The following is a 15,041-nucleotide window of genomic DNA, read 5'->3' as shown; positions in this document are numbered from 1 at the left end:
GGGTGGTAATGTCAAACGAAACCTATCCATTTTGTCGCGGGAAGATCAGCTTTTCGCTATACTCCGACTTTTTCGCGGAGCTCTGGATTAGGTTTGTTTAAGTGCAGGAGTAGGAGATGGAAAGAAAACATCAAGTCTTTGTTTCGTCTACATATAGAGATCTAGTGGAAGAAAGAAAAGAGGTAATACATGCGCTGCTTGAGTTGGATTGTATTCCTGCCGGTATGGAGTTATTTCCTGCGACTGATGAAGATGCATGGTCGTTGATTACAGAGGTAATAGACGGCTGCGATTATTATGTTTTAATCCTAGCAGGAAAATATGGTTCATCGAATCAGGATGGCATAGGTTATACAGAGATGGAGTTTGACTATGCAGTCTCCCAAAAAAAACCGATTCTCTGTTTTCTTCATGAAGATCCAGAAGCGCTACCCGCAAACAGAACAGAAGGGAGCGATAAAGGAAGAGCGAAACTGGAATCTTTTAGAGGAAAAGCTCAAGAAAAGCACTGTAAGTTTTGGACTACGGCTCCTGATTTAGGCGGGAAGGTTTCACGGAGCATGGTTCAACTAAAGAAAAAGCATCGTTCTGATGGATGGGTCCCAGGTAGGTTTGCTGTTGACCAAAAAATGGTAGCAGAGATGGAGAGGCTTAGGGCAAGAGTGGCCGAGCTAGAGATGCAGGCGCTAGTTTCCCACTCTTATGAGCCAAAGAATGTTGAGGGTTTAGAAGGTGGTAGTGATAAATATGCGGTCCCGGTAAACGTGATCAAAGAAAAGGAGAGGAGTGGCGAAAGAACAACAGTAGAAGTTTCCTGGGACAACATATTCGCTTACTGTGGCCCGGCGTTGTCAGGTGAATGTACAAGCAATGAGCTGAACGAGAAAATTGAACTGGCTTACTATCACGCAATTCCCGCAGATGTTCGAGATTTAAATTCGCCTCGAAATATGTCAGTTCCGTACGTATGCGAAGATCAAATACATGTCCAGCTTCAGGCATTAGGGTTAATGGAACCCGGGCAGAAGAAAAGAGCTGTTTCTGATACCAACACCTACTGGAAATTAACGCCTTTTGGCGAGCAGTATCTAATACAGATAAAGGCGCTTCGTAAAGAAACTAACCGGTCAACGCAGCAGACGGAAGAAGCGCTGATTGATTAAGGCGTTATGACGTAGGGTTGACAGGTGGGTGCGGTGTTAGGAAAGAGTAATGGTCTGCGGAAACCCCAAGCAATGGTGTTGCCTGAATGTTCTTGGTTGGATCGCATTAATCTGTGCAGCCAGCTATTTTATTCGCCGTGTTACCGAGCACGTGGAAGAATGTCTTGCTCCAGAATTCCGACTAAAATTTATTCGGCGGCTCAAACGCATCAAGGATGGAGGTGCAGACTGACTGTTTTCCTTCGATAGTATTTTTACCGGAATCATTGGGAAGACCTGTAATGGCATTGCTTTATCCGATCTATGCTGGTTTCTGGCTTGGCTTCTGCGTTCCTGACAGTCGCAACTGGAGCGCCTGCCGTAAATGGCACGCCAATTGTAAGCCTGGTTGGTCTGGCCTCTATTTTGGATCATTGCTCTGGGTTTTGCTTCTTGTTGCTGTTGGTATGATGCTCAATGGCATTCTGGATTATCTATCATTATGAGTTACGGGACTGGTCATCCGGCTATCTTTACCTTCGGTATTCAAAATCGCGGTTAGTGTCACTTTCTCCATGATGGTTTTACGTGTCATATTTGCTTTTTTTGGGGGTTGGTCGTCTACAGTGACCTCTCATATACACTTCAGGGTGGTACTGACGAGGCGAACGGCGCGATTCTGCTGGTCTTCTTACTATACGGAGCCGCAATTTGAGGAGTTTTCACTTCAGTTTGGAAGTATGACTTTGTTATCTTTGCGACCAGATTTAGCTCTTCGATTTGGCTTGCTCTACACCTTATGATCGGAATTGTGATCCAGTGGTTGATGGGGATTTTGGTGTGCTGAATGCTGATCAAGTACCGGCCTGAGCAATTCGGGTCGTTCCCATCGGCTTGGTTCGGCTGCTTGATATATCAATTGGATTTAGGTTCTCCTTTATTCTTGGGCGCCAGCAGGTTGCTAGACTATACCTAACCTGTTATGCCATTTTTTTCCGACCCTGAAGGGCCTATCCTCAGCTTTTCTGCGCAAAGGTCGCCTCTAAATGTTGGCGCAATTTGGCAAGGCCTCTCAACTCTCCGAGGCCCACCTTTCAGTCCCAGCTATTACGGTCTCGAACAATCGACAGACGTCCGTCCTCAAACGTGATCGATACTGGTGTGTCGATGGAGAAGCCGGCTTTTTCCAGCCAGAGACCTTTCAGAAGAATGAACGGCGCCACGCGATTCCCGCTGGGGTGCGTTTTGGGATAGAGTCCCAGTGGCCTTTTCGGACTTTCAGGGTGCGGTTGTTCATGGTTATGCTCCTGTTGTGCAATTTCTAGGTTGCGTAAGTAGGGCGGTCGGGAGGCTAGAAACAGCAACAGGTACTGCTCCGACTATTCCCTGCAAGCAGGTGTTCTATTCGCCGGACCTCCCGACCATTACATTCCCGTATTTCGGGCACAAAAAAACCGCAATGCTTCCGGGGTGCGGTTTTGCCCGTCCCGGCTAACCTCTAAACCTGCGCGTAGCCCCCATCAACGAACACTTCGCTCCCCGTCATAAAGCTGCTGTCGTCGGATGCCAGGAACGCCACCGCGCCCGCGGTTTCCCTGGGGGCGCCCAGACGCTCAAGCGGTACGGTCTGTTTCATCTCGCTCAGGGCCTCGGGTGGGAGCAGCTCCATCAGTTTGTCTGTTTGGGTCGGGCCAGGAGACATGACGTTCACGCGAATGCCGGTGCCTCTCAGATCATAGGCCCAACTGCGCACCAGGTTTCGGATGGCCGCCTTGGAAGCGCTGTAGATGCTCATGGCGGGGGTACCCATGCTGCCGACGGTGGACCCGGTGAGGATGATGGAGCCGCCGTTCTTCATCAGGGGCAGGGCCTTCTGGACGGTGAAGAGGGTGCCTTTGACGTTGATGTCGAAGATGTAGTCGTAGTGCGCCTCGGTGATCTCGCCCAGGCTGGCGAATTCGCCGACGCCCGCGTTGGCCACCAGGACGTCCAGGTATCCTTTTTCTTTCTGGATCGTTTCGAAGACGCGGTCGAGATCCTCCGGCTTAGTCACATCCGCTTGGATGCTCCGGGCGTTGGGTCCCAGTGCCTCAACCGCGTTGTCGAGGGCGTCCTGGCGCCGTCCGGTAATGAAGACGAAGGCGCCTTCTTCGATAAGGCGTTGGGCCGAGGCCAGGCCGATGCCGCTGGCTCCGCCTGTGATCAATGCGATTTTACCGTGTAGCCGACTCATCGTTGGGTCTCCGTATGTGTTGACTCGATTCGCCTTCACGATATATAAGCCACTTACAAATGTTCAAGTATGCACCTTTTGGTAAGTACCCGTTATGGCGAACGAACACTCAGAAAACCCACGTTTCATTTGCGGCCTGGATGCGACGCTGCACGTGATCTCCGGGAAGTGGAAGCCTTTGATTTTGTTCTTTTTAAACAAGGGCGCGACGCGTTACGGCGAGCTCAAGCGAAGCGTCCGGGGCGTGAGCGACAAAATGCTGATCCAACAGTTGAAGGAGCTGGAGTCCGACGGCATCGTCCGGCGAACCGACTATGGGGAGATACCGCTGCGCGTCGACTACTCGCTGACGCCCTTCGGGGCGAGTCTGGTGCGGGCCATGGAGCCGCTTTGCGGCTGGGGCGAGACGTACGAAGAGGACATTGCCGCAGCGATGGACCGCCGGAAAGCCAGCCGGTAGAAGCGACGCCCGGCGGCGGTTACCGCAAAAAGGTGCTTTATTCGTCGAACCTGCTGACCTGGATTGATATGGAAATCGAGTACGCCTACAGCTTTACGGAAAATGTTTTCTACACAGGCCTGGGTATGTTGCGTTTTTACTTCTGGCTCATTCCTTTCGGCCTGCTATACAGCTATTTCAAACATGGAAAGTCTCTGCTGAAGCTTATTTCGGCGCTGTTGGCAGGCTTGGCGCTTTTTTGTTGGGAGTATGACTCTCTTGGCGACAGGTTTGGCCGAATCGCATATGACGAAAGCGGAGTGACTTTGGCGAGAAAGAACGGAGAGGTCGTTTCGCTGGCTCCAGAGCAAATCGACCGGTTTTGGTCGATATCCATCGGCCGAAGTGGCGGCTGGTCCTGTTATCTACTGGTCAGGGCAAAGGACGGCGATTATGAGAGCTTTATTGTCCGTAAGCGTGAACATTCTTGCGAGAGCGATGCAAAATCGCTGAATGCCTACTTTGGTAAGAGATAGGTTCTTTTAGGTGCCTGGCCGTTTCCGAAACAGCAAGCACGCCGCCGGGCGCCGTCCCCCACCATCGCCATCGACTCTCAAGGAGGAAATATGGCTTGCCCCAAAAACCAGACATACCTGATCGGAACCCTGACGTTCAGCCTGCTGGCGCTCGCGCTGATGGCGGGTTGCTCCGACCCTGTTCCGGGATCGGGGGAGTTGGCCGCGCCAACTCGGGGAGGCGATGGCTCGGAGATCACATTAAACGCGCTGCCTGCGGAGGATATCAGCGGGGCCAACCTCTCCGGTGAACTGGCGTGCCAGTTCATAGCGGAGCAGGCGGGTCCGCTGCTATTCGCCCGGGGTAACGTCGATTCATCGGATGCGGCCCAGGGGGTGGTCAAGGTCGCCGGCTATGTCGAGCGCGTGTCCGCGCCTGGTGGCTTCGATGGTATGACGGCGTCGCCGACCTTCAGCGGTAAGGGCAAGACGGTCCACATCGAGGTCACCGGTGAGCCCACCGAAGGCGGGGAGTCGCCGCCCAGGCCGGCGACGTTGACGTATGACCGGGCCGACGGCGCTCAGCGTGACTGGCAGGGTGAGTGGCGTTGCGGGCCGTAGGGCGATGAACCGGCGATTCGTGGTGACCGGTGGGCCCGGGGGCGGTAAGAGCACGCTGCTCGACGCCCTGGCGGAACGGGGCTATCGCATCGCGCCGGAGGCGGCCCGGCGCCTGATCAAGGAGCGGCTGGCTGCGGGGCTTTCGCCACGGCCGGATCCCGTCTCCTTCGCGCGCGCCATTCTGGACTCGGATATGCAGCAATACAGCGCCGCGACGGACCATGATGGCATCACCTTTTTCGACCGGGGCGTGCTGGACGCGCTTTACATGCTGGACCTGGAGTCTGGGCTCTGGCGGGATGAGATCGCCAGGTTGGTCCAGACGTTTCCCTACAATGACACCGTGTTCCTCCTGCCGCCCTGGGAGGCGATCTACGCCATGGATTCGGAGCGCGATCAGACGTCCGAGGAGTCCGTGGCGGTGTTCGAGGGCATGAAGCGCTGGTATGCGCGGTGGGGGTACCAAACGGTGGAGGTGCCACGCGCCGGCGTCGCGGCGCGTGCTTCGTTTATTCTGGAAGCTATTGGGCACCCAGGTGTTTAGGTGGATACTGACAAACGGATGAGTGCCCGAGGAGGGTATGGATGTGAGCCTGGTCCATGTTCAAACGATGGCGCGGTACAACCGCTGGATGAACCAGAAGGTCTACGACGGCTGCGCTGGCCTGTCGGATGAAGATCGGAAGCGTGATATGGGGGCTTTCTTCAGGTCGATCCATGGCACGCTTAACCATATTCTGCTCGCGGACCGGATCTGGATGGGGCGGTTTACCGGTGAGCCTTTTTCGGTCCGATCGCTCGACCAGGAGCTGTACGCGGACTTCAGCGTGCTGCGGGGTGAACGGGCTGCGGAGGACGAACGCATCATCGACTGGGTGGCGTCACTTTCGCCGGAAGACATGGAGGGCGATCTGGTGTACACCAGTATTGTGAACCCGGAGCCTCGTCGTTACCCGCTCTGGTTTGCGCTGTCCCATTTCTTTAATCATCAGACGCACCATCGCGGTCAGATTACCACCCTTCTTACCCAGCTCGGCGTCGATGTGGGCGTTACCGACCTTATCGGAATGAAACCATGAACCAGAAGCAAGCGAATGCGTTCGCGGCGGAGTGGATCGAGGCGTGGAACGCGCACGATCTCGATCGCATCCTTTCTCACTATACCGATGATTTCGAGATGAATTCGCCGTTGATCGCCAAGCGGCTCGCGGAGCCGTCAGGGACCCTGAAAGGCAAGGCTGCGGTCGGTGAGTATTGGCAGGGCGCACTGCACGCTTACCCGGACCTCCGCTTTGAGCTGCTCAAGGTGCTGCGGGGCGTCTCCTGGCTCACGCTCTACTACCTCGGCGCAACAGGCAACGAGGTGGCGGAGACGTTCCTGTTTGACGGCCACGGGAAAGTTACGCAGGTGTTCGCCTCTTATGCCTAGATCCAGGGGTAATGGACGGCGGGGGCGTCTGGGTCGGATCCGCCTAATCGATATCGAGAAATTGAATTTGCCGCCCCCATGGTTGGACGACCTAATGGTACGATCCAGGCGTATGTAACAGGGAGGACAACGATAATGATTAATAAACTGACCGCCATTGTGGTGGTTGTCATGGTAAATATGCTGTTCGCGGCGCCCGCGTTCGCTGATGACAAGCGTATCGGCATACTGGTCTTCGACAAGGTTCTTACCAGCGATGTCATAGCGCCGGCGGAAGTCTTCGGGGTTGCGACGCGAAAGTCGTGGTTCTCTGATTACGAAGTTGTATTTATTGGCGTAGAGCGGAAGCCGGTGATTACCACCGAGGAAGGAATTCGCTTGCCTGTCGATGCAACCATATACGACGCACCCAAGCTGGATGCGTTAATCGTTGCCAGTGCCTACGATATGGATTGGTTGTTCGAGAATGAGGATTTAACCGCGTTTCTACGAAGCCAGGCGAAGACCGCTGCATGGTTGGGAAGTAACTGTTCGGGGGCGTTTCTGTACGCACACGCAGGACTTCTGGATGGCTACCGTGCCACCACCTGGGCGGGCGGAGAGAAACAGCTCGAACGTGAGTTTCCTGAGATCGACGTGGTCTTTGATCAGAATGTGGTGGTTGATCGAAACCGTATCTCCAGCAATGGTGGCATTCCTTCCTACCAGTCCGCTTTGGTGATGCTGTCGATGATGGCTGGAACCGGCAAAGCAAAGACCGTGTTTGAAACCATTCAGCTCAACCGCCTGATTCCGTGGTCTGATATTGAGGCCTACGTACCTGAAGACAAGACCTGATGCATGGAAGCTGGCTACAACGTAAGCGGAGGTGGGAGAGGATGAAGATCAGATGTCGACATTGAGCCTTACGGATGGGTCGGAGCCCTTCAAGGTTACGGTGCTTGAATCCGCGCCCGGCGCCCCTGTGTTGCTCTTTGCGGTAGGGGCGGGCGGCAATCCGGAGCGCCATCTTCCGCTTCTGACCTCTCTCGCCGAATCCGGATACTCGGTGGTCGCACCGCATTTCACCGGGCTAGACGCGTCGATGCCCAGGTAGGACGAGTTACGTCTTTGGGCGCGGAGGCTGACCCTTGCCCTCGATAGCGTTGCTCCGTCCGGATCGACGGTGGTGGGCGTGGGTCACTCACTCGGTGCGGCGGCCCTGCTCGCGTTGGCTGGTGGTCAGATCTGGTTGGCCGCCGGCCGCCATGTCGAGATCGTGCCTGACGGGCGACTCACCCGGCTAGTTCTGTTGACTCCGCCGATGGGCTTTTTCCAGGTCGAAGGGGCGCTGGATGCCGTGCAGACGCCCATTCTTGCTTGGGCAGGCTCGCGGGATTCGATCACCCCGGCCGCCCATGTGGACGTTCTGGTTGGTGCCTTGAGCGGCCGCTTGCCGTTGGATGTACGTGTGACCGAGGGGCCGGGCATTTCTCTTTCATGGACCTGCCACCGCCGGATGAGGTGGAGCCGTTGGCCGATCGGCAAGCATTCCTTGATCTGCTTGCCGAAGAGATCGGGAAGTTCTTGAAAAGGTGAGTGGCGTTCGGGCCCTCAGAAGATGATCAATCAGGGCAAGGCGGCGGTCTGAATGAAGCCGGATGACTGGACGGCTAACCGATATCGAGAGACCGAATCTTGTCGTTTCCCAGCTCAAAGGTATAGCGAAGCATCGCCGGGCTACCGGGGAAGTTGCCGGACACCCGCGCGCGAACGATCACGGCGGTATCCGCCTCTTCCATTTCCAGTGGTTCCGCCGTATAGCTGTACTTCTTCTTGGATTCGATAAACCAATCGGTGATCTCGGCGATCCCATTATAGGTATGCTTCTCGTCATGAACGGAAGCGTCCGTGGCGAAGCAGCGGTCCAGTGAGGCGCTGTCCTTGTCGTTGCTGAGCTGGAAGAAGAGCGCGATGGGCGCCGGGAAATGAATGGCCATTGGCGGTTCCTTTGACGGTGAATGGAGGGTCCTGAAGTTTGATCAGGGCGCGCCCCTTCATCAAGAACGCACGAAAAAGTAAGTGGGTTACCTATGGGTAAGGCGTATACGCCGGAGACAGCGGCTGCGGACGTGGCGGCGGCGATGAAGGTGCTGGAAGGGCGCTGGAAGCTGATTCTTCTGTTCCACCTGTTCGGTGGCCAGGTGCGGCGTTATTCGGAGTTGGAAAAATCCATCCCCGGTATCTCGCAAAAGATGCTGGCGCAACAGCTGCGCGCACTGGAAGCGGACGGCCTGGTGCTCAGAACGGTCTACCCGGAAGTGCCGCCTAAGGTGGAGTACCAGCTCACCGATTGGGGGCAGGCCCTTTGCCCGGTGCTGGATGCGCTGCTTTCCTGGCGTGAAGGGAAGCAATCGGCCGCGGCTAATGGACGGGAGCCGTGATGACCTACAAGGAATTCAACTGCTTTTGTCGTTCGTTACCCGCCACAACCTATGTGGTCCAGTGGGGCGGCGCTCACGTCTGGAAAGTGGGCGGCAAGGTTTTCGCTATCGGGGGCTGGGAAAAGACCGGCCAACCCGCCTTTACGTTTAAGGCGTCGGAACTCAACTTCGAGATTCTGCGGGATCAGCCGGGTTTCCGGCCGGCGCCCTATCTGGCGTCCCGGGGGATGCGGTGGATACAACAGTACGATGCGCCTGAAGAGACGGATGAGACGCTCCAATACTACCTCAAGGAGTCGCACCGAATCGTCTCCCTGGGGCTGACCAAGAAGCTGCATCGGGAGCTCGGCCTCAATCAGAAATAGCCGAAGCGACGCCCGCCGCTACACGGTCAGGTACTTCTTCACCAGCTCATCGCTGAGCGCGCCGATGTCGTCCTCGGCCACCTTGCTGCCCCGGTCGATGATGGCGAAGCGGTCGGCGGTGGCGCGGGCGAAATGGAGTTTCTGTTCCACCAGCAGCACGGTGAGGCCTTCTTCCTTGTTCAGGGTTTTGATTACCTTGCCGATCATGTCGACGATGTTGGGCTGAATGCCTTCGGTGGGCTCGTCGAGGATCAGCAGGGTAGGGTCCAGGGCCAGCGCGCGGCCGATGGCGAGCTGCTGTTGCTGGCCGCCGGACAAATCACCCCCGCGCCGGTGACGCATGTCATGCAACACCGGAAACAGCTCATAGATACGCGCCGGGATTTTGCGACTCCGGTCGGCCCGGGCCTGCAGCCCCGTTTCCAGATTCTCCTCCACGGTAAGCAACGGAAAAATCTCCCGCCCCTGCGGCACATAGCCAATACCCGCCCGCGCCCGCTCCTCGGCCGCTTTCTTGCTCAGGTCCTTACCATCAAACTCAATCCTGCCCGTAGCGGCGGGCAACAACCCCATCACCGACTTCAACAAGGTAGTCTTCCCCACCCCATTCCGCCCCATCACACACAAACACTCACCTTTCTCCAAGTTCAGGTCGACATCCCAAAGGGTGTGGGATTCGCCGTAATATTGATTCAACCCACTCACACTCAACATGCGCTGTTCTCCCAGGCGACCCCAGGCCGCCCGCTATTAACTATTCACTGTTAACTCTTAACTGAATTACCCCGTTTCCCCGAGATAAACCTCAATCACCTTCGGATCATTCTGCACGTCCTGCATTCTGCCCTCGGCCAACACACTGCCCTGGTGCAACACTGTGACGGTATTGGCGATCGAGCGAATAAACTCCATATCGTGCTCCACCACCATCACCGAGTGCTCGCCGGCCAGGCTTTGCAGCAGCTCGGCGGTGCGCTCGACTTCCTGGCGGGTCATGCCGGCGATGGGCTCGTCCACCAGCAGCAGCCGGGGCTTCTGCATCAGCACCATGGCGATCTCCAGCCACTGTTTCTGGCCGTGGGAGAGGGCGCCGGCGAGCTGGTCTTTCTGCGCGAGCAGGCCGACGGTCTCCAGGGTTTGCGCCATCCAGTCGTACTGCTGGCCGGTGACCGGCTGCAGCAGCGTATGCCAGGTGCCCTTGGGGCCGGCCATGGCCAGCTCCAGGTTTTCCAGGGCGGTGTGTTCGGGGAACACGGTGGGCTTCTGGAACTTGCGGCCGATGCCGGCGGTGGCGATCTCCGTTTCGGTCATGCGCGTCAGGTCCATGGTCTGGCCGAAGAAGCAACTGCCGGTATCGGGCCGGGTCTTGCCGGTGATCACGTCCATCAGCGTGGATTTGCCGGCCCCGTTGGGGCCGATGATGCAGCGCAGCTCGCCGGGCTTGATGTAGAGCGTCAGGTCGTTGAGCGCCTTGAAGCCGTCGAAACTGACGGTGACGTCTTCCATGTAGAGGATGTGCTTGCCGCCGGTGTCCAGCTGCCCCGGGCGCACCGGGCGGGTGCCCGGCCGAAGCGGGGCGAACACCTGGTCGCGGCGGAAGGTGTCACGCAGGCTCATGGTCGGCCTCCTTATCGGTGGCGTCGGGTTGCCGTTTGCGTTTGAGCAGGCTCTTGGCCAGGCCCACCAGCCCCTGGGGCAGGAACACGGTGACCGCCACGAACAGGCCGCCCAGGGCGAACAGCCAGGCTTCCGGCATCACGCCGGTGAACACGGTCTTGCCGTAGTTCACCAGGATGGCGCCGATGACCGCGCCGTAGAGCGTGGCGCGGCCGCCCACGGCCACCCACACCACCAGCTCGATGGAGTTGAGCGGCGAGAATTCGCCGGGGTTGATGATGCCCACCTGGGGCACATAGAGCGCCCCGGCGATGCCCGCGAGTATGGCGCTGACGGTGAAGATCCACAGCTTGTAGTGTTCGGTGCGGTAGCCCAGGAAACGGGCGCGGGATTCCGCGTCGCGCACCGCCATCACGGTGCGGCCCAGGCGGGTGCCAGTGATCCAGCGGCTGAGCACGAAGGCGCCGGCCAGGGCCACCGCCGAGGCGATCAGCAGCGCCACCCGGGTGCTGTCCTCGCGCAGCGAGAAGCCGAGGATGTCCTTGAAGTCGGTGAGGCCGTTGTTGCCGCCGAAGCCCAGTTCGTTGCGGAAGAACGCCAGCATCAGCGCGTAGGTGAGCGCCTGGGTGATGATCGACAGATAGACGCCGGTGACTCGCGAGCGGAACGCCAGCCAGCCGAACACGAACGCCAGCACGCCGGGCACCAGCGCCACCATCAGCATGGCGAAGCCGAAGCTGTCGAAGCCGTGCCAGTACCAGGGCAGCTCCTCCCAGTTAAGGAACACCATGAAGTCCGGCAGGGTGGGGTGGCCGTAGACGCCGCGGTCGCCGATCTGGCGCATCAGGTACATGCCCATGGCGTAGCCGCCCAGGGCGAAGAAGGCGCCGTGGCCGAGGCTGAGAATGCCGCAGTAGCCCCACACCAGGTCCAGCGCCAGGGCGAGCAGGGCGTAGCACAGGTATTTGCCCAGCAGGCTGACGGTATAGCTGCTCACGTGCAGACCGGATTCCGCCGGCACCAGCAGGTTGAGCAGGGCGACGATGAGCACCGCCCCAAACAGAATGCCCAGGAAGGTCTTGGCGGTGCGGTCGGTGAGCGCGGTGGTGAGATCCGAATGTCGCATTATTCCTCCGCGGCCCGGCCGCGCTGCGGAAACAGCCCGCGCGGTTTGCGTTGAATGAACAGGATGATGAACACCAGCACCATGATCTTGGCCAGCACGGCGCCGGCCATGGGCTCGATGATCTTGTTGGCGATGCCCAGGCTGAAAGCGGCGGTGAGCGTGCCCCACAGGTTCCCGACGCCGCCGAACACCACCACCATGAAGGAGTCGATGATGTAGGACTGGCCCAGGTTGGGGCCCACGTTGGTGAGCTGCGCCAGCGCCACCCCGGCGATACCGGCGATGCCGGAACCCAGACCGAAGGTGAGCGCGTTGACCCGTTCGCTGCGGATGCCCATGGCGCGGGCGGTGCCGCGGTTCTGGCTGACCGCGCGCACCTGCAGGCCGAGGCGGGTTTTCTTCAGCACCAGTTGCAGGGCGAAGAACACGATCAGCGCGAACACGATGATGTAGAGCCGGTTATAGGTGAGCGAGAAGATCGGGTTGATCTGCAGGGCGCCGCTCATCCATTCCGGCGTCACCACGCTGCGGTTGAGCGGCGAGAAAATCACCCGCACCGCCTGCTGCAGAATCAGGCTGACGCCGAAGGTGGCGAGCAGGGTCTCCAGCGGCCGTCCGTACAGAAAACGGATCACGCCGCGCTCGATGACGATGCCGACGACGGCGGACACCAGGAAGGCGGTGGGCAGCGCCACCAGCAGCGACCACTCGTGGCCGTCGGGAAAAATCTGTTGCACCACGAAGGTGGTGTAGGCGCCCAGCATGATCAGCTCGCCGTGGGCCATGTTGATCACACCCATGACGCCGAAGGTGATGGCCAGGCCGATGGCGGCCAGCAGCAGCACCGAGCCCAGGCTGAGGCCGAAGAAAATGGTGTCGGCGGTTTCGTAGCGTTCGGTGCGCAGGTCGATTTTCTTCAGTGCCCGTTCCGCGGCGTTGCGTTCGGCGGCGGCGTCGCTCTGCGCCAGGCGGTCTCGCAGCACGTTGCGCACCGCCGGCTCCAGGCTGCCGGCCACCGCGTCGATGGCGTTCAGGCGCTCGTTGAGCTGGCTGGCCGGGTCGCGCAGCACGGCGATGTTCAGGGCCGTGTCGATGACGCCCTTGACCAGCGGGTTGGCCTCTTCCGCTTGGCGCAGGCGCAGCGCGTCCAGCACCACCGGGTCGGTGTTGCCCACCAGGCGCTGAGCCGCTTCCCGGCGGGCGAGCGGATTGGGGTTGGCCAGCGCGGTGACCGATTTCAGGTCGCGGATTTGCTGGCGCAGCCGGTTGTTGATGATCACCGGGCGCGCGGCACGCGCCTCGGCGCTGCCCACGTCCTCTTCGCTGATCGGGTCGCGCAGGGCCCAGCCCTGTTCGCTCTGTTCGCCCAGCACGATGCGGTCGCCGGCCAGGTCGTGCAGCAGCTCGCGGTCGAGCAGGGCCTGCAGCAGCGCTTCGCCGCGCTCGTGGCCGGAGCGGGCGATGGTCTCAATGGCTTCGGCTTTGACATCGAAATTGCGGCTCTTGAATTTGGCCAATGACGTTCGCAGCGCTTCCTCCTTGGAAACGCCGGGCGCCACCGACTCCGATGGGCGGTCTTCGCCGTCGGGCGAAGCCATCGTGGTCTGCCCGGCGTCATCGGCCGGCGCGGCGCTGGTTTGCGCCACCGCCGTACCGCTCGCGCCGAGCAGCATAAAAATCAGTAGTAGAACCCTTGGCATGGTGGTCCCTCGGTTTGGTCCTGGCCTTCGCGGAGATAAAGGTGGGCCGGCGCACCGGCCCGCCGGGCGGGCATCACCCGCTGCTGCTTACTTGGCGGTCTGGCCGCCGCAGGTTTTGGTTTTGGTGTTGTAGTTGCCGCAGTTGACCGGGTCGGTCCAGTCGGCGATCAGGTTCTTGGAGTCGGGCAGATAGTCGGACCAGGCGTCTCCGGGCACCACGCCGTCGGTCTGCGAGACCACCGCGAACTGGCCGTTGTCCTGGATTTCACCGATCAGCACCGGCTTGGAGAGGTGGTGGTTCTTGTTCATCACCGCGGTGCCGCCGGTGAGGTTGGGGGTTTCCACGCCGATCATCGCCTTGGCCACTTTGTCCGTGTCGGTGGACTTGGCTTTCTCCACCGCTTTCACCCACATGTTGAAGCCGATGTAGGTGGCTTCCATGGGGTCGTTGGTGACGCGGTCGTCATCGCCGATGTAGTCGTGCCATTGATCGATGAACTGGTTGTTCTCCGGCGTATAGACGCTCTGGAAGTAGTTCCAGGCGGCCAGATGGCCGACCAGCGGGCCGGTGTTGATGCCGGACAGTTCCTGCTCGCCCACGGAGAAGGCGATCACCGGAATGTCGGACGCGTCCATGCCCTGGTTGGAAAGCTCTTTGTAGAACGGCACGTTGGCGTCGCCGTTGATGGTGGAGACCACGGCGGTCTTCTTGCCTTCGCCGCCGAACTCCTTGATGCGCGACACGATCGACTGCCAGTCGGAGTGACCGAACGGGGTGTAGTTGATCATGATGTCGTCCTCGGCGATGCCCTTGGACTGCAGGTAGGCCTCGAGGATCTTGTTGGTGGTGCGCGGGTACACATAGTCGGTGCCGGCGAGCACGAAGCGCTCAATGCCCAGGTCGTCGAGCAGGTAGTCCACCGCCGGGATCGCCTGCTGGTTGGGCGCGGCGCCGGTGTAGAAGACGTTCTTGGAGGACTCCTCGCCTTCGTACTGCACCGGGTAGAACAGCAGGCCGTTGAGTTCTTCCACCACCGGCAGCACGGATTTACGCGACACCGAGGTCCAGCAGCCGAAGATCACGTCTACCTTGTCCTGGGTGATCAGCTGGCGGGCTTTCTCCGCGAACAGCGGCCAGTCGGAGGCGGGGTCCACCACCACCGGCTCCAGCTTTTTGCCCATGACGCCGCCTTTTTCGTTCTGCTTTTCGATCATCATCAGCACCGTGTCCTTCAGTGTGGATTCACTGATCGCCATGGTGCCGGACAGGGAGTGCAGCACCCCCACCTTGATGGTGTCGGCGGCCATCACCAGGCCGCTGTAGGAGATGGCGCCGGCGGCGATGCCCGCCTGGGCCAGACGTTTAAGACTGAATTTTTTGGTCTTCATGGTGTTCCCCTTTCTCTTTTCCGATCCGTAAATGGTTAGGTC

At 59.0% G+C, this 15,041-nt stretch carries 20 protein-coding genes; 12 read left to right on the top strand and 8 right to left on the bottom strand.

Annotation, left to right across the window (positions count from 1 at the left end; all coding sequences use genetic code 11):
• Nucleotides 1–116 precede the first annotated feature (116 nt).
• Both ACMG4O_RS00945 and ACMG4O_RS00940 read left to right on the top strand, forming a co-directional pair.
• Nucleotides 117–1,163: a DUF4062 domain-containing protein gene (locus ACMG4O_RS00945; protein ID WP_414434202.1), complete on the top strand. Its 1,047-nt coding sequence runs from the start codon at nt 117–119 to the stop codon at nt 1,161–1,163.
• A gap of 281 nt (nt 1,164–1,444) precedes the next feature.
• Nucleotides 1,445–1,648 (top strand): hypothetical protein, encoded by a 204-nt coding sequence (locus ACMG4O_RS00940; RefSeq protein WP_414434201.1) that lies wholly within the window; start codon nt 1,445–1,447, stop codon nt 1,646–1,648.
• A 588-nt stretch (nt 1,649–2,236) separates the two neighbouring features.
• Here the strand turns inward: ACMG4O_RS00940 and ACMG4O_RS00935 are convergent.
• On the bottom strand, nt 2,237–2,365 hold the full coding sequence (locus tag ACMG4O_RS00935; RefSeq protein WP_414434850.1) for a SymE family type I addiction module toxin: 129 nt from the start codon (nt 2,363–2,365) through the stop codon (nt 2,237–2,239).
• 275 nt (nt 2,366–2,640) lie between these two features.
• Entirely contained in the window at nt 2,641–3,375 is a 735-nt protein-coding gene (locus ACMG4O_RS00930; RefSeq protein WP_414434200.1) for an SDR family NAD(P)-dependent oxidoreductase, read from the bottom strand.
• Between the two features lie 94 nt (nt 3,376–3,469).
• Between ACMG4O_RS00930 and ACMG4O_RS00925 the strand changes: the two genes are divergently transcribed.
• From ACMG4O_RS00925 to ACMG4O_RS00890, 8 genes are all read left to right on the top strand, one after another.
• Complete coding sequence (locus tag ACMG4O_RS00925) at nt 3,470–3,835, top strand: winged helix-turn-helix transcriptional regulator (protein WP_214012452.1); 366 nt, start codon at nt 3,470–3,472, stop codon at nt 3,833–3,835.
• Entirely contained in the window at nt 3,766–4,350 is a 585-nt protein-coding gene (locus ACMG4O_RS00920; RefSeq protein WP_414434199.1) for a hypothetical protein, read from the top strand. The genes ACMG4O_RS00925 and ACMG4O_RS00920 overlap by 70 nt, the downstream gene beginning before the upstream one ends.
• Before the next feature lie 90 nt (nt 4,351–4,440).
• Nucleotides 4,441–4,950, top strand: coding sequence for a hypothetical protein (locus ACMG4O_RS00915; protein WP_278592615.1), 510 nt, complete (start codon nt 4,441–4,443; stop codon nt 4,948–4,950).
• Nucleotides 4,951–4,954: 4 nt separating this feature from the next.
• The gene (locus tag ACMG4O_RS00910) at nt 4,955–5,494 is read left to right on the top strand and encodes an AAA family ATPase (protein WP_414434198.1); all 540 of its coding nucleotides are present in this window, start codon (nt 4,955–4,957) and stop codon (nt 5,492–5,494) included.
• Between the two features lie 37 nt (nt 5,495–5,531).
• Nucleotides 5,532–6,029, top strand: a complete 498-nt coding sequence (locus ACMG4O_RS00905; protein WP_414434197.1) for a DinB family protein — start codon at nt 5,532–5,534, stop codon at nt 6,027–6,029.
• Nucleotides 6,026–6,379, top strand: coding sequence for a nuclear transport factor 2 family protein (locus ACMG4O_RS00900; protein ID WP_414434196.1), 354 nt, complete (start codon nt 6,026–6,028; stop codon nt 6,377–6,379). Before ACMG4O_RS00905 ends, ACMG4O_RS00900 begins: the two co-directional genes overlap by 4 nt.
• Before the next feature lie 135 nt (nt 6,380–6,514).
• Entirely contained in the window at nt 6,515–7,216 is a 702-nt protein-coding gene (locus ACMG4O_RS00895) for a DJ-1/PfpI family protein (RefSeq protein WP_414434195.1), read from the top strand.
• Between the two features lie 337 nt (nt 7,217–7,553).
• Nucleotides 7,554–7,949, top strand: coding sequence for a hypothetical protein (locus ACMG4O_RS00890; protein WP_414434194.1), 396 nt, complete (start codon nt 7,554–7,556; stop codon nt 7,947–7,949).
• Between the two features lie 82 nt (nt 7,950–8,031).
• Here ACMG4O_RS00890 and ACMG4O_RS00885 read toward each other — a convergent pair whose 3' ends face one another.
• Entirely contained in the window at nt 8,032–8,358 is a 327-nt protein-coding gene (locus ACMG4O_RS00885) for a nuclear transport factor 2 family protein (protein ID WP_414434193.1), read from the bottom strand.
• Nucleotides 8,359–8,451: 93 nt separating this feature from the next.
• Here ACMG4O_RS00885 and ACMG4O_RS00880 point away from each other — a divergent pair, with 93 nt between their 5' ends.
• Together ACMG4O_RS00880 and ACMG4O_RS00875 are read left to right on the top strand one after the other, a co-directional pair.
• The gene (locus ACMG4O_RS00880; protein ID WP_414434192.1) at nt 8,452–8,802 is read left to right on the top strand and encodes a winged helix-turn-helix transcriptional regulator; all 351 of its coding nucleotides are present in this window, start codon (nt 8,452–8,454) and stop codon (nt 8,800–8,802) included.
• Nucleotides 8,802–9,167, top strand: coding sequence for an MmcQ/YjbR family DNA-binding protein (locus tag ACMG4O_RS00875; protein ID WP_414434191.1), 366 nt, complete (start codon nt 8,802–8,804; stop codon nt 9,165–9,167). The genes ACMG4O_RS00880 and ACMG4O_RS00875 overlap by 1 nt, the downstream gene beginning before the upstream one ends.
• 18 nt (nt 9,168–9,185) lie before the next feature.
• Here the strand turns inward: ACMG4O_RS00875 and urtE are convergent, their stop codons facing one another.
• The 5 genes from urtE to urtA form a co-directional block, all read right to left on the bottom strand.
• Nucleotides 9,186–9,881 carry an urea ABC transporter ATP-binding subunit UrtE gene (urtE, locus tag ACMG4O_RS00870; protein WP_414434190.1) on the bottom strand — a complete coding sequence of 232 codons (696 nt, stop codon included), beginning with the start codon at nt 9,879–9,881 and terminating at the stop codon, nt 9,186–9,188.
• A 66-nt stretch (nt 9,882–9,947) separates the two neighbouring features.
• On the bottom strand, nt 9,948–10,784 hold the full coding sequence (gene urtD, locus ACMG4O_RS00865; protein WP_414434189.1) for an urea ABC transporter ATP-binding protein UrtD: 837 nt from the start codon (nt 10,782–10,784) through the stop codon (nt 9,948–9,950).
• Nucleotides 10,771–11,910, bottom strand: coding sequence for an urea ABC transporter permease subunit UrtC (urtC, locus tag ACMG4O_RS00860; RefSeq protein ID WP_414434188.1), 1,140 nt, complete (start codon nt 11,908–11,910; stop codon nt 10,771–10,773). The genes urtD and urtC overlap by 14 nt, the downstream gene beginning before the upstream one ends.
• Nucleotides 11,910–13,610, bottom strand: coding sequence for an urea ABC transporter permease subunit UrtB (urtB, locus tag ACMG4O_RS00855; RefSeq protein WP_414434187.1), 1,701 nt, complete (start codon nt 13,608–13,610; stop codon nt 11,910–11,912). The genes urtC and urtB overlap by 1 nt, the downstream gene beginning before the upstream one ends.
• Before the next feature lie 87 nt (nt 13,611–13,697).
• Complete coding sequence (urtA, locus tag ACMG4O_RS00850) at nt 13,698–14,999, bottom strand: urea ABC transporter substrate-binding protein (protein ID WP_414434186.1); 1,302 nt, start codon at nt 14,997–14,999, stop codon at nt 13,698–13,700.
• Between the last annotated feature and the right edge of the window lie 42 nt (nt 15,000–15,041).

The sequence above is a fragment of the Alloalcanivorax venustensis genome, assembly GCF_047495515.1.
Classification (GTDB): Bacteria; Pseudomonadota; Gammaproteobacteria; order Pseudomonadales; family Alcanivoracaceae; genus Alloalcanivorax; species Alloalcanivorax venustensis.
Note: the sequence above shows the minus strand (reverse complement) of the source record. Positions and strands in the feature narration are given on the sequence as shown.